Raw genomic sequence first — 12,915 nt, forward strand, 5'->3', positions numbered from 1 at the left:
TTCCTCGGGGCTCAGTGGTCGTGATGCAGGTAGGTGGCTTGCCGCGGCAATCTCAGGCTGACCAGGAAGGCCACCGCCAGCATCACCGAGACATAGATGTAGAAGACTTCTTCATGCCCCTGGGTCTTGAAGCTCAGGGCGACGAATTCCGCCGAGCCGCCAAAGACCGCATTGGCCACCGCATAGGACAGGCCCACGCCCAGGGCGCGCACTTCCGGCGGGAACATCTCCGCCTTCACCAGGCCGCTGATGGAGGTGTAGAGGCTGATGATGGCCATGGCCAGGCAGATCAGCAGGAAGGCCACGAAGGGACTCTGGACGCTGGCCAGCGCGGTGAGGATCGGCCAGGTGCAGACCGTACCCAGGCCGCCGAACAGCAGCATGGAGGCGCGCCGGCCGATGCGGTCGGAGAGCATGCCGAACAGCGGTTGCATCAGCATGAACACCAGCAGGGCGCAGGTCATCACGGCACTGGCGGTCTTGGCATCCATGCCGCTGGTGTTGACCAGGTACTTCTGCATGTAGGTGGTGAAGGTATAGAAGATCAGCGAGCCACCGGCGGTGTAGCCGAGCACGGTGAAGAAGGCCGCCTTGTGGTGCTTGAATAGGCCGCTCAGGGTACCGGCTTCCTTGTTGGCGCGGGTCTCGGCGGTGGTGGTCTCTTCCAGCGAACGCCGCAGGAACAGCGAGATCACCGCGGCAGCGGCGCCGACCAGGAAGGGAATCCGCCAGCCCCAGGCACGCAGGTCGGCGTCGCTCAGCACCTGCTGCAGGATCACCACCACCAGCACCGCCAGCAACTGGCCGCCGATCAGGGTGACGTACTGGAAGGAGGCGAAGAAGCCGCGCTGGCCACGCAGCGCCACCTCGCTCATGTAGGTGGCGGTGGTGCCGTATTCACCACCCACCGAGATGCCCTGCAGCAACCGCGCGAGCAGCAGCAGGGCCGGCGCCGCGACGCCGATGCTGGCATAGGTGGGCAGGCAGGCGATGGCCAGGGAGCCGGCGCCCATCATCAGGATGGAGATGACCATGGAGGTGCGCCGGCCGTACTTGTCGGCGATGCGCCCGAAGATCCAGCCGCCCAGAGGCCGCATCAGGAAGCCCGCAGCGAAGACGCCGGCGGTGCTCAGCAACTGCACGGTGGGATCGCTCTTGGGGAAGAAGGCGGCGGCGAAGTAGATGGAGCAGAAGGCGTAGACGTAGAAGTCGAACCATTCCACCAGGTTGCCGGACGAGGCGCCGACGATGGCGAAGATGCGCTTCTTGCGCTCCTCGAAGCTGTAATGCGGGTGAGTGCTCATGGAGATCCTTAATTATAGGTATGGATGGACGGAGGACAGCCTACCGCCATCGGACCAGGAGAGACACACGCGGTTACAGGGGGGTGTGGGCATGGGGATGGGTGAGATTTGGGACATTTGCTGAGCAATGGCTCTACGATCAGCTCTGGCCATCGCGGCCATGGGCCGCTCCTACAGGGTCATGCTCTTGTAGGAGCGGCCCATGGCCGCGATTAACCTAGGAACCTCAGGCTCCGTCCACCCGCTCCACCGCCAGCGCCAATCCCTGGCCGACGCCCACGCACATGGTGGCGAGACCCAGGCGGCCGCCGGTCTTCTGCAGGTGGTGCACCGCGGTGAGCACCAGGCGGTTGCCGCTCATGCCCAGGGGATGACCCAGGGCGATGGCGCCGCCGTTGGGATTGACCTTGGGACTGTCGTCGGCCACGCCCAGCTCGCGCAGCACGGCCAGGCCCTGGGCGGCGAAGGCTTCGTTGAGTTCGATGACATCGAAGGCGTCGATGGTCAGGTCCAGTTGCTTGAGCAGCTTGCGCACCGCCGGGGTCGGGCCGACGCCCATGATGCGCGGCGCCACCCCGCCACTGGCCATGCCCAGCACCTTGGCCCGCGGCGTCAGGCCGTGCTTCTTAACGGCCTCCGCCGAGGCCAGGATGATGGCCGAGGCGCCGTCGTTGAGGCCCGAGGCGTTGCCGGCGGTCACGGTCTTATCCGGGCCGTTGACTGGCTTCAATTTGGCCAGGCCTTCGGCGGTAGTGTCCGCACGCGGATGCTCGTCGCGCTCGACCACCACGTCGCCTTTCTTGCCCTTGATGGTCACCGGGACGATTTCCTCGGCGTAGTAACCGGATTCCTGGGCCGCGGCGGCGCGCTGCTGGCTGCGCAGGCCGAAGGCGTCCTGGTCGGCGCGGCTGACGCCATAGTCGGCGGCGACGTTGTCGCCGGTGACCGGCATGCTGTCGACGCCATAGGCCTCTTTCATTGCCGGATTTACGAATCGCCAGCCCAGGGTGGTGTCTTCCAGTTTCTGGCCACGGCCGAAGGCGCTGTCGGCCTTGCCCATCACATAGGGCGCGCGGGTCATGGATTCCACCCCGGCGGCGATCACCAGGTCCATCTCGCCCAGGGCGATGGCGCGGTAGGCCTGGCCCACCGCTTCCATGCCCGAGGCGCAGAGGCGATTGAGGGTCACGCCCGGCACCGTTTCCGGCAGTCCCGACAGCAGCACCGCCATGCGTGCCACGTTGCGATTGTCTTCGCCAGCCTGGTTGGCGCAGCCCATGAACACCTCGTCCACGGCGGACCAGTCCACCTGGGGATTGCGTTCCTGCAGCGCCTTGAGCGGGATGGCCGCCAGGTCATCGGCACGCACGGCGGACAGCCCGCCGTTGAGCCGGCCGATGGGGGTGCGGACGGCGTCGCAGATATAGACGGGGCGACTCATTCCTCGCCTCCCTTCTGGCCGCCGTGGGCCGCCGTGGTGCGGGCCTGCAGATCGCGCAGGGCCTCGAGTTCGGTGGCGGTCGGCGCCTCGGTGGTGGCGACCTGATCGGCGAAGCGCAGGGCCCAGCCGGTGGCGGCCACCACCTGCTCGCGAGTCACCCCGGGATGCAGGGCGGTCACCACGAATTCGTTCGTGCCGGCTTCCGGTTCCATGATGCAGAGGTCGGTGATGATGGCGGTCGGGCCCTTGCCCGGCAGGCCCAGTTGCTGGCGGTGATCGCCGCCCTCGCCAAAGCCCACCGAGGTGATGAAGGCCAGCTTGTCGACGAAGCTGCGGTGCGACTGCTTGAGGATGATCAGCACCTCCTTGGCCGAACCGGCGATCTCCGGCGCGCCGCCGGCGCCCGGCAGGCGTACCTTGGGCTGGTGGTAGTCACCGATCACCGTGGTGTTGATGTTGCCGAAGCGGTCGACCTGGGCGGCGCCGAGGAAGCCGACGTCGATGCGCCCGCCCTGCAGCCAGTAGCGGAAGATCTCGCCGGTGGGCACCACGGTGTCGGCGGTCTCGGCCAGTTCGCCGTCGCCGATGGACAGCGGCAGCACCGAGGGCTTGGCGCCGATGGGGCCGGATTCGTAGATCAGCACCACGTCCGGCGCATGGGTCAGGCGCGCCAGGTTCGCCGCGGTGGACGGCAAGCCGATGCCGACAAAGCAGACGCTGCCATTGCCGAGGCGGCGCGCGGCGGCCACGGTCATCATTTCATTGGTGGTGAAGTCGCTCATGGTTCAGGCCTCCGCAGCCAGCTTCGCCTGGAAGGCGGCGAAGTCCGCGGTACCGCGGATGTAGGTGTCGATCCACTGGGTAAAGGTGTCGCGATCGCGGGCGATCGGATCCCAGGCCTGGTAGAAGCGGTTGTCGCGCTCGTAGTAGCCGTGGGCATAGGACGGATGCGCCCCGCCCGGCACCACGCAGACCGCGCTGAGCGCCCAGGTCGGCAGCACGCAGGCGTTCATCGGCGCCTGGAGGTCGTCGACGATCTCCTCCACGGTGACGATGCAGCGCTGGGCGGCCAGGGCCGCTTCCTTCTGCACGCCAAGGATGCCCTGGATCAGCACGTTGCCCTGGCGGTCGGCCTTTTGCGCGTGGATGACGGTGACGTCCGGACGCACGCTGGGCACAGCAGCCAGTTTTTCGCCGGTGAAGGGACAGGCGATGAACTTGATGTCCGGATTGACCTTGGCCAGGTCCGAGCCCTGGTAGCCGCGCAGGACGGCGAACGGCAGGTTGGAGGCACCGGCGACATAGGCATTGGCCAGGGCCGCGTGGCTGTGCTCGGAAATCTCCAGCGGGTGCGGCCAGCCCTTTTCCACCGCATCGCGCAGCCGGTGCAGGGAGCCGACACCGGGGTTGCCACCCCAGGAAAAGATCAGCCGCTTGGCGCAGCCGGCACCGATCAGCAGGTCGTAGACCAGGTCGGGGGTCATGCGCACCAGGGTCAGGTCGCGCCGGTTCTGGCGGATCAGCTCGTGGGCGGCGGCGGTCGGAATGAGATGGGTGAAGCCTTCGAGGGCGACGGTCTCGCCATCGTGGACGAAGCGCTGGATGGCTTCGCTCAGGGACAGGATCTGGGCCATGGATTGTCGACTCGCGTCTTTGTTGTCGGCGCCGCCCGGTGCGGCGGTCTGGGGTCAGACTACAAAGCCCCATCGGCGCAAACAATCCGATAATCGACTAACAGTTCGATTATCGAACAGCATCGTTCCGCAGGCGGGCGACCGCTTCGCTGCGCAGCGCGGCGTCGTAGCGGCTACACTGCCCTGCCCTCACCCAGAGCCCTGCCGATGTCCGACAAGCCCCGCGCCTCCCTGGAAGGGATCACCCTCGAAGCCCTGCTCACCCGCCTGGTGGAGCATCACGGCTGGGAAGAACTTGGGCGGCGCATCCCGCTGCGCTGCTTCACCCATGAGCCCTCCATCAAGTCCAGCCTGACCTTCCTGCGCCGCACGCCCTGGGCACGGGAAAAGGTCGAACAGCTCTATCGGCGCTTGCCCAAGCAGGGTTGAGCCTGGCCCGGTATAGGTTGGGTTGAGACGGCTCCACCGTCGAAGCCCAACGAGCCAGAGCCGAACCCGGGCACCGTTGGGCTTCGCTGCGCTCAATCCAAACTACGACGCCTGTTCCTGCCGGAACACCAGCACCTTGAGTCCGCCCTCGGGATCCTCGTCGGCGAATTCCGGTGGATTGGCCAGGCGCTCGACGAAGGCCAGTCCGGGGGCTTCCTGGGCCATGCCAGCGATGAGGAAATCCGCGCCCACGCCGGGGTCGTTGACGCAGGCCAGCACCCGGCCGCCGGGGGTGAGCAGTTCGGGCAGGCGGCGCAGGATGCGGGCGTAGTCCTTGGTCAGGGCGAAGCTGCCCTGCTGGAAGCTGGGCGGATCGACGATCACCAGGTCATAGGGCCCCAGCTTGCGTACCTTGCCCCAGGACTTGAACAGTTCGTGACCGAGAAAGCTGACCTTGCCCAGGTCATGGCCATTGAGTCGGTGATTCTCTCGGCCGCGGGTCAGGGGCCCGCGGGCCATGTCCAGATTGACCACCTGGGCCGCGCCGCCGGCCAGGGCGGCCACCGAGAAGCCGCAGGTGTAGGCGAACAGATTGAGGATGCGCAGACCGGCGGCCTGCTCGCGCACCCAGCGGCGGCCCAGGCGCATGTCGAGGAACAGCCCCATGTTCTGGTGGCGGGTGAGGTCCAGGCCGAACTTCAGGCCGTCCTCGTGGATGACATGCTCGCCCACCGGCGCGCCGATCAGCGCCTCGCTGGCGGCATCCAGGCGATAGCGATGCTGCAGCAGGAGACTACGGGCACCGCTGGCCATCCACACCGGGGTCACGCCCAGGGCGGTCAGGGTGGCGCGCAGGGCCTCCAACTCGGCCGCGGGCAATTCGCGAAACAAACCCACCCGCACCACGCCTTCCAGCCAGTCGACGGTGAGTTGCTCCAGCCCCGGCAGCAGCCGGCCACGTCCATGCACCAGTCGGCGTGCCTCGGCGGGCGGCGAAGCGAGGGCGGTAAGCAGGAGCTCGGAGAGGCGGGCAAGGGTGGCGGTATTCATGGGCGGTCACGACGGCAAAGGAGCGGCATGCTACGGCAAAAGCGCCGGCCCCGCCTCCCGCAGCGAGTGCGGTAACCGTCTGCCGGCGACTCGGCGCGGACACCCGGGCCGGACGTCGCCAGCGAACCGACCAGTCCGATGAAAATATGTCTCAGGCGGTAACGACTCGCAGTTGTATCCAGTTTGTAACCCGCTCTAGAATCCGCCTCCCCAACCCCAGGACGATAACAATGCGCCGGCTGGTCCCTGCTCTCTATCTGCTGCCCCTCTGTGCCCTCCCCCTCGCCGGTCATGCCCAGGAGCAGACGGAAGACTCGCCACAGGCGCTGTCCGATCTCACCATCGTCGGCGCGGCCGAATCGCCAACCGGTCCGGTACAGGGCTACAAGGCAGAACGTTCCAGCAGTGCGACCCGTACCGACACCCCGCTGCACGAGACGCCCCAGTCGGTGAGCGTGGTCTCCCGCGAGGCCCTCGACGACCTCTCCGCCACCCGCCTGCAGCAGGCGCTGGACCAGGCCGGCGGCGTCGGCCGTGGCAACAACTTCGGTGGCCAGGGCCTGACCAGCTACACGGTGCGCGGCTTCACCAGCTCCGAGTATTTCCGCAACGGCTTCCCCATGAATCGCGGCTATCCCAGCGCGCCGGATGCCGCCACCCTGGAGCGGGTCGAGGTTCTGCGCGGCCCGGCGGCGACCCTCTATGGCCGCAGCGATCCGGGCGGCACCTTCAACGTGGTCACCAAGCAGCCGCTGGGCGAGCGCAAGACCACCCTCGGCAGCCAGTTCACCGACCAGGGCCTGCGGCGCGGCACCCTGGACACCACCGGCCCGGTGGATGAAGACGGCCGCCTGGCCTATCGCCTCAACCTGATCGCCGAAGGTGGCGACAGCTTCCGCGACGATGTCGAGCACGAGCGCTACGAAGTGGCCCCGGTGCTGAGCTGGCAGGCCACCGACGCCACCCTTATCACCTTCGAGGCGGACATCATCCGCAGCAACGCCCCGCTGGACCGCGGCCGCACCAACTACCTGACCCAGCGCGCCGAAGCCAGTCGCTCCACCAATGCCTGGGAAAAGGGCACCACCAACCTGCTGCACAACGACAGCGAGGCCTATCAGCTGCGCTTCGAGCACCAGTTGAACGACGCCTGGACCCTGGCCGGCGGCTTCCAGTACCTCGACGGCAGCCTCAAGGGCAATGCCGTGGAAGCCAATGGCGTGCAGGCCGACGGCGTGACCCTGGGTCGCAACTTCAACTACCGCAAGCTGGAATGGAGCGATCGCGACCTGCAGCTGAACCTGACCGGTCGCTTCGACACCTTTGGCCTCGGCCACACCCTGATCACCGGGATCGAGGTGGAAGACTATGACTACCGCTCCATCATCCAGCGCTCCCCCGGCGGCGCCAACGTCTATCCGGTCAATCTGGTCGATCCGGTCCTGGGTCAGCCGCGCCCCGCCCTGACCCGCGTTGCCACCCACGACCATGAGACGCTCAAGACCTGGGCCGCCTTTGTGCAGGACCAGATCGCCCTCACCGAGCGCCTCAAGGTGCTGGGTGGCGTGCGCCTGGAGCGCTTCGAGCACGACTACGATAACAAGATGCCACCCCAGGTCCTCGCTAACGGACGGATTGTCACCGGTGACTGGAGCAAGGACTCGAACGCCGTCACCCCGCGCCTGGGCGTCAGTTATGACCTCACCCCGGAACTGGCCCTCTACGCCAGCGCCTCCAAGTCGTTCAAGCCCAACACCGGCGCGGCGTTCCAAGGTGGGGGTTTCGATCCCGAAGAAGGCAAGGCCTACGAGGTGGGCATGAAGTGGGCGGCGCTGGACGGCCGCCTCAGCGTCGACACGGCGATCTTCCATACGGTCAAGGAAAACGTCCTGACCCCGGATCCGGTCGAACCCACCTTCAACGTCGCTACCGGCGAGGTACGCAGCCGCGGCTTCGAAGTCAACTTGACTGGCGACCTGACGCCCAACTGGCGCATCCTCGGCGGCTACGCCTTCACCGATGCCGAGGTCACCAAGGACAACACCCTGGCCCGCGGCACGCGCCTGACCAACATCCCGCGCAATGCCGTCAACCTGCTCAACGTCTACGAATTCCACGACGGCGTGCTACGCGGCCTGGGGCTGGGCGCCAACCTCAAGTACATGGGTGAGCGCGAAGGCCAGAAGACCGCGGTCAGCGACTACACGATGGACAGCTACACGGTCACCGACCTGCTGAGCTTCTACAAGGTCGACGAGCACCTGCGGCTGAACCTGGACGTGCGCAACGTCTTCAACAAGGGCTACGACGAGAGCTCCTGGAACGCCTACAGCTATCCGGGCGAGCCGCGTACGGTGCAGGCCGGTTTCACCTACACCTTCTGACGCCCTACCCTCTGCAGCTCCGCGGTCAGGCCTCGCTGAAGGCCTGACCGGTCAGCGGCTGCACCACCGGGCGGCCCTGGCGGTCGTGGAGGATGTCCACCGCCACGCCGTAGGTGGCTTCCAGCAGGTCGGCGGTGACGATGGCGGCGGGTCGGCCGGCGGCCAGCAGGCCACCGTTGACCAGCACCAGCAGCGAATCGGCGTACTGGCAGGCCAGGTTGAGGTCGTGCAGCACCACCACGGTCACCCGCTGGTGCAGGCGGGTCTCGTGGCGCACGCGATCGAGCAGGTTGATCTGGTGCCGCAGATCCAGGGCGCTGACCGGTTCGTCCAGCAGCATCACCTCGGGTTCGCGCATCAGCACCTGGGCAAAGAACACCAGTTGCCGCTGACCGCCACTCAGGGCGCCCAGCTGGCGCGAGGCCAGATGGCCGATGCCCACCTCGTCGAGCTTGCCCAACGCGCGTTCCAGCAGCTCATCGTCCAGGTGCAGGGTCAGCCGTTCCAGGCTGCCCATGGCCACCGTCTCCAGCACCGACAGCGCCGCCTCGGCATGGGAATCCTGGGGCATGTAGGCCACGCCCTGGCGCCAGCCGTCCCGCTGACCACGCAGCGAAGCCCCCGCCACCAGCCGCCTGGCGCCGCGCTCGATCCGGCCGGCCGCCAGCGGCAGGTCACCGGCCAGGGCGCGCAGCAGGGTGGTCTTGCCGGTGCCGTTGGGGCCGAGGATCACATGCACCTGCCCCGCGTGCAGCTCGGTGCAGAGTCCGGAGATGACGGTACGATCACCGCGCTTCAGCGCGAGGTCCTGGAGGCGGATCATGGGCTGGACCTGCGGGGGGCGAAGATGAGCCAGAGCAGAAAGGGCACCCCGACGATGGCGGTGACGATGCCCACCGGAAACAGCGCCCCGGGCAGGATCGACTTGGACAGCACCGAGGCGAAGGACAGCATCAGGGCCCCGCAGATGGCCGACAGCGGCAGCAGGAAGCGCTGGTCCTCGCCCACCTGCCAGCGGGCGATATGGGGCGCGACCAGGCCGACGAAGCCGATCACCCCGACGAAGCTGGTGGCGGTGGCGGTCATCACCGCCACCAGGATCAGCACCTTGAGGCGCAGCCGGCGGATATTGACGCCGAGGCTCTCGGCCCGTGCCTCGCCCAGCCGCAGCGCGGCCAGCTTCCAGGCATCGCGCAGGAGCAGGAGGCAGCACAGCAGGGTCACCCCGGCGACGATGGCCAGGGTGGTCCAGGTGGCGCGACCGAGGCTGCCGAACAGCCAGAAGAGGATCTGCTGCGACAGCTCCGGCGAGGAGAGGAATTGCACCAGGGACAGCAGCGACTGGAAGAGGAACAGCAGGGCGATGCCGCCGAGGATGATGGTGTCGCTGCCGGTGCGCTTGAGCGAGGCCAGGGCGAAGAGAAACAGCGCCGCCAGCATGGCGAAGGCGAAGGCCCCCAGCGGCACCCCGATCAGCGCGCCCAGGCCAAAACTGCCCAGCGCCAGGCTGAGGGCGGCGCCACAGCCGGCGGCGGCAGCCATGCCCAGGGTGTAGGGACTGGCCATGGGGTTGTTGAGCAGCGTCTGCATCTGCGCCCCGCCCGCGCCGAGGGCGGCGCCCACCGCCAGCGCCATCAGCGCCACCGGCAGGCGCAGGTCACGGACGATGGCGTCGGTCATCGGCTGCCGCTCGCCGAGCCCGGTCAGCGACTTGAGCACTTCCAGCGGCGAGAGCAGCGACGGCCCGGTGGCGATGTCCAGCACCAGACCCGCCAGGGTCAGCAGCAGAAACACCCCGCAGGCCCGCCAGCGGCGGCGCTCGCGGGCGCGTTGCTCGGCGATGGCGTTGCCGTGGCTGGCGTTCGCGGCCTCGCTCATGGCGTCAGGCCTATGGCAAAGGTGCCCTCGGGCTGGATCGGCATGTAGCGGCGGTAGTACTCGCGGTAGTTGGCCATCGGATCCACGTCCTGGAACAGATCCGGATAGAGCTGCTTGGCGATGAATTGCAGCATGGCGAAGTCTTCCAGGCTGCGCGAGGCGCCTTGGTAGACGCCATAGAGACGCCCGTCGCGGATCGCCGGCAGATTGGCCCAGCCCGGTCGCTGCATGAAGGCGCGCAGGTGGCTGCGGGCGTCGTCGGCGGTGACCCCGGGGCCCATGGGCAAGGCGGAGGGATTGCTGTTGTCCTCGCGCCCGGAGATGAAGATGACCTCCGGCTGGGCCAGGAGCACCTGCTCCGGATTCATCACCCCCCACCACTGGATGAAGGGCGCGGCGATGTTGTCGCCACCGGCCAGGGTGACCATGGCGCCCCACATGTTGCGGCCATAGGTGAAGGAGTATTCGGCCGGGCCCTTGTTGCCGAACTCGGCATAGACCCGCGGTTTCGGGCGATGAGCCGCCGCGATGCGGGTCTGGATGTCCTGCACCACCTTGGCGTAGAAGTCGGCCAGCTCGTTGGCGCGCGCCTCCTGGCCGGTGATCACCCCGAGCAGGCGGGTGGACGCCAGGTGGCGCTCCAGGGTCTGGGCGTTGTAGTCGATCGCCACCACCGGGATGCCGAGCTGTTCCAGGCGCTTGACCTCGCTGTCCAGCGCCTGGAATTGCCAGGCGGCCAGGACCACCAGATCCGGCTTGAGGGCGAGCACCTTTTCCACGGAGAAACTGTTGTTTTCCGTCTCGCCCACATCGGGAAGGCTGGCCAGGGAAGGTCGGTGGGCGACATTGAGCGCCCAGTTGGCCGGCACCTTGCGCTCCCAGGCGCCACGGGAGACACCGACCACGGCGTCGAAGGCCTGCTCCCCACCGACCGCCAGGTAGTCGCCATAGTGGAATCCCAGCACCACCCGCTTGGCCGGCGCCTCGATGGTCACCGTGCGCCCGAGGACGTCGGTCACCTGGCGCGTCTCGGCGAAGGCCGGCGCAATCAGAAAGCAAGCGATAAGCGTTACCAGCCGGACAGCCCACTGCCCGCTACAAGCGAAACCTTTCATGGAACCCCTTGGACGTCTGCACCTGCTCTAGGCAAGCGATTACAGCGCATGCAAAGGGTGCAACTTTACGCGGTGGCAGCGCCTGCGCCTAGCGCCCGCCACGCTCCCAGAGCCCGCTTATAATCTCGCGAGCTAGAGCTAAACAAGGCGAAGGCCCTAGGAAACGGAGTTAGCCCCGGTAAATGAGCATTCCGACCGGGCTGGCGACCCAGGGCCTTTTCAACGCAGTTTGGCCGACGCGCAGCAGATTAGGAGCGGGCTCTCAGGTCGCATCGGCGTGACTGACCACCCCCTTGATCAGCACCGCCAGGGCCGCGAGACCCGCCGGCAGGAGCAGCGCGGTGAGCACCTGGGTGAAGCTCCAGCCCAGGCCCAGCAGGGTCGCGCCCATCCAGGCGCCGGTGATGGCGCCGAAGCGGCCGATGCCGAGCATCCAGGACACCCCGGTGGCGCGGCCGTGGGTCGGGTAGTAGCGCGCCGCCAGCGAGGGCATGGCCGACTGGGCGCCGTTGATGCACATGCCGGCCACCAGCACCAGGGTGGCGACCAGGGCGACCTGGCCCAGGCTCTGGCCGACGCAATAGGCGAAGACGCCGGCCAGGACATAGAACAGGCCGATCACCTTGTGCGGATTGAATCTGTCCATGGCCCAGCCGACGAACACCGCGCTGAGCACCCCGCCGAACTGGAACAGCGCGCCGATCAGGGCGGCCTGCTCCAGGCTGGCGCCGGCGTCGCGCATCAGCGTCGGCAGCCAGCTGGTGAGCAGGTAGACGATCACCAGGCCCATGAAATAGGTCAGCCACAGCAGCAGGGTGCCGGCGCTGTAGCTGCGGTTGAAGATCACCGCGAAGACGTTGCCGGTCTTGACCGACTTCTGCTCGGGCACCACGAAGTGCCGCGCCTCGGCGGCTTCGCGGCCGATGGGCGCCAGCACCCGGCGGATGCGCTCGGCGCTCTTGCCGTGCACCACCAGATAGCGCGCCGATTCCGGCAGCCAAAGTAGCAGCACCACGGCCAGCGCCAGGGGCAGCACGCCGCCCAGCACCAGCAGGCTGTGCCAGCCGTAGGCCGGGATCATCCAGGCCGAGACGAAGCCGCCGCCGGCCATGCCCAGGTTGAAGCCGCAGAACATGCTGGTCACCAGCAGCGACTTGAGGCGCTCGGGGGTGTATTCCGAGAGCAGCGTGGTGGCATTGGGCATGGCGGCGCCCAGGCCCAGCCCGGTGAGGAATCTCAGGATCACCAGCTGTTCGAGGTTGCTGCTGAAGGCCGACAGCAGGCTGAAGCCGCCAAAGATGAAGGTGGCGACCACCAGCACGCCCTTGCGACCGAAGCGATCGGCCAGCGGCCCGGAACCCAGGGCGCCAAAGACCATGCCGCCCAGCGCGGCGCTCATCACCGGCCCCAGGCTGGCCCGCGGGATGCCCCATTCCACCGACAGCGCCGGGGCGATGAAGCCCATGGCCGCGGTGTCGAGGCCGTCGAGAAAGACGATGAGAAAGCACAGGGCGACGATGCGCCACTGGTAGGCGGACAGCGCCTGGCGATTGATGAACTGCTGGACGTCCAGGGTGCCGGCTGTCGCCGTGGCCGAGGAATCGGCCAGGGGCACGGCGCCCGCGAGGGTGTGCGTCATGGTGGTCTGCTCGTGTTGTTGTTATCGGCGTGTTGCGCCAC

At 67.5% G+C, this 12,915-nt stretch carries 11 protein-coding genes; 2 read left to right on the forward strand and 9 right to left on the reverse strand.

From position 1 onward, the window contains the following. Nucleotides 1-11 precede the first annotated feature (11 nt). The 4 genes from PSK12I2_RS0113255 to PSK12I2_RS0113270 all read right to left on the reverse strand — a co-directional run bounded on the left by PSK12I2_RS0113255 (nucleotide 12) and on the right by PSK12I2_RS0113270 (nucleotide 4,379). A complete protein-coding gene (locus tag PSK12I2_RS0113255) occupies nucleotides 12-1,304 on the reverse strand; it encodes an MFS family transporter (protein ID WP_027598789.1) in 1,293 nt (430 codons plus the stop codon). A 226-nt stretch (nucleotides 1,305-1,530) separates the two neighbouring features. Then, nucleotides 1,531-2,745, reverse strand: a complete 1,215-nt coding sequence (gene pcaF, locus PSK12I2_RS0113260; protein ID WP_027598790.1) for a 3-oxoadipyl-CoA thiolase — start codon at nucleotides 2,743-2,745, stop codon at nucleotides 1,531-1,533. Next, complete coding sequence (locus PSK12I2_RS0113265; RefSeq protein WP_027598791.1) at nucleotides 2,742-3,527, reverse strand: CoA-transferase subunit beta; 786 nt, start codon at nucleotides 3,525-3,527, stop codon at nucleotides 2,742-2,744. Before PSK12I2_RS0113265 ends, pcaF begins: the two co-directional genes overlap by 4 nt. Before the next feature lie 3 nt (nucleotides 3,528-3,530). Next, nucleotides 3,531-4,379, reverse strand: coding sequence for a CoA transferase subunit A (locus PSK12I2_RS0113270; RefSeq protein ID WP_027598792.1), 849 nt, complete (start codon nucleotides 4,377-4,379; stop codon nucleotides 3,531-3,533). 207 nt (nucleotides 4,380-4,586) lie between these two features. On the opposite strand from PSK12I2_RS0113270, the gene PSK12I2_RS0113275 reads away from it, so the two are divergent. After that, nucleotides 4,587-4,808, forward strand: coding sequence for a VF530 family DNA-binding protein (locus tag PSK12I2_RS0113275; protein ID WP_027598793.1), 222 nt, complete (start codon nucleotides 4,587-4,589; stop codon nucleotides 4,806-4,808). Between the two features lie 102 nt (nucleotides 4,809-4,910). Here PSK12I2_RS0113275 and PSK12I2_RS0113280 read toward each other — a convergent pair whose 3' ends face one another. After that, nucleotides 4,911-5,858 carry a class I SAM-dependent methyltransferase gene (locus PSK12I2_RS0113280; protein WP_027598794.1) on the reverse strand — a complete coding sequence of 316 codons (948 nt, stop codon included), beginning with the start codon at nucleotides 5,856-5,858 and terminating at the stop codon, nucleotides 4,911-4,913. A 230-nt stretch (nucleotides 5,859-6,088) separates the two neighbouring features. On the opposite strand from PSK12I2_RS0113280, the gene PSK12I2_RS0113285 reads away from it, so the two are divergent. Continuing rightward, complete coding sequence (locus tag PSK12I2_RS0113285; RefSeq protein WP_027598795.1) at nucleotides 6,089-8,242, forward strand: TonB-dependent siderophore receptor; 2,154 nt, start codon at nucleotides 6,089-6,091, stop codon at nucleotides 8,240-8,242. A gap of 25 nt (nucleotides 8,243-8,267) precedes the next feature. Here PSK12I2_RS0113285 and PSK12I2_RS0113290 read toward each other — a convergent pair whose 3' ends face one another. The 4 genes from PSK12I2_RS0113290 to PSK12I2_RS0113305 form a co-directional block, all read right to left on the reverse strand. Next, nucleotides 8,268-9,065, reverse strand: a complete 798-nt coding sequence (locus PSK12I2_RS0113290; RefSeq protein WP_027598796.1) for an ABC transporter ATP-binding protein — start codon at nucleotides 9,063-9,065, stop codon at nucleotides 8,268-8,270. Next, on the reverse strand, nucleotides 9,062-10,120 hold the full coding sequence (locus tag PSK12I2_RS0113295) for an iron ABC transporter permease (protein ID WP_027598797.1): 1,059 nt from the start codon (nucleotides 10,118-10,120) through the stop codon (nucleotides 9,062-9,064). The genes PSK12I2_RS0113290 and PSK12I2_RS0113295 overlap by 4 nt, the downstream gene beginning before the upstream one ends. Beyond that, nucleotides 10,117-11,139, reverse strand: a complete 1,023-nt coding sequence (locus PSK12I2_RS0113300; protein ID WP_256203980.1) for an ABC transporter substrate-binding protein — start codon at nucleotides 11,137-11,139, stop codon at nucleotides 10,117-10,119. Before PSK12I2_RS0113300 ends, PSK12I2_RS0113295 begins: the two co-directional genes overlap by 4 nt. Nucleotides 11,140-11,497: 358 nt before the next feature. Then, nucleotides 11,498-12,874, reverse strand: a complete 1,377-nt coding sequence (locus PSK12I2_RS0113305) for an MFS transporter (RefSeq protein ID WP_235389957.1) — start codon at nucleotides 12,872-12,874, stop codon at nucleotides 11,498-11,500. Nucleotides 12,875-12,915 lie beyond the last annotated feature (41 nt).

The organism is Pseudomonas sp. MOIL14HWK12:I2 (assembly GCF_000510745.1).
Classification (GTDB): domain Bacteria; phylum Pseudomonadota; class Gammaproteobacteria; order Pseudomonadales; family Pseudomonadaceae; genus Chryseomonas; species Chryseomonas oryzihabitans.

Coding starts and splice junctions, on each gene's coding strand:
- PSK12I2_RS0113255 (WP_027598789.1), bottom strand. CDS start 1,304: ATGAGCACTCACCCGCATTACAGCTTCGAGGAGCGCAAGAAGCGCATC.
- pcaF (WP_027598790.1), bottom strand. CDS start 2,745: ATGAGTCGCCCCGTCTATATCTGCGACGCCGTCCGCACCCCCATCGGC.
- PSK12I2_RS0113265 (WP_027598791.1), bottom strand. CDS start 3,527: ATGAGCGACTTCACCACCAATGAAATGATGACCGTGGCCGCCGCGCGC.
- PSK12I2_RS0113270 (WP_027598792.1), bottom strand. CDS start 4,379: ATGGCCCAGATCCTGTCCCTGAGCGAAGCCATCCAGCGCTTCGTCCAC.
- PSK12I2_RS0113275 (WP_027598793.1), top strand. CDS start 4,587: ATGTCCGACAAGCCCCGCGCCTCCCTGGAAGGGATCACCCTCGAAGCC.
- PSK12I2_RS0113280 (WP_027598794.1), bottom strand. CDS start 5,858: ATGAATACCGCCACCCTTGCCCGCCTCTCCGAGCTCCTGCTTACCGCC.
- PSK12I2_RS0113285 (WP_027598795.1), top strand. CDS start 6,089: ATGCGCCGGCTGGTCCCTGCTCTCTATCTGCTGCCCCTCTGTGCCCTC.
- PSK12I2_RS0113290 (WP_027598796.1), bottom strand. CDS start 9,065: ATGATCCGCCTCCAGGACCTCGCGCTGAAGCGCGGTGATCGTACCGTC.
- PSK12I2_RS0113295 (WP_027598797.1), bottom strand. CDS start 10,120: ATGAGCGAGGCCGCGAACGCCAGCCACGGCAACGCCATCGCCGAGCAA.
- PSK12I2_RS0113305 (WP_235389957.1), bottom strand. CDS start 12,874: ATGACGCACACCCTCGCGGGCGCCGTGCCCCTGGCCGATTCCTCGGCC.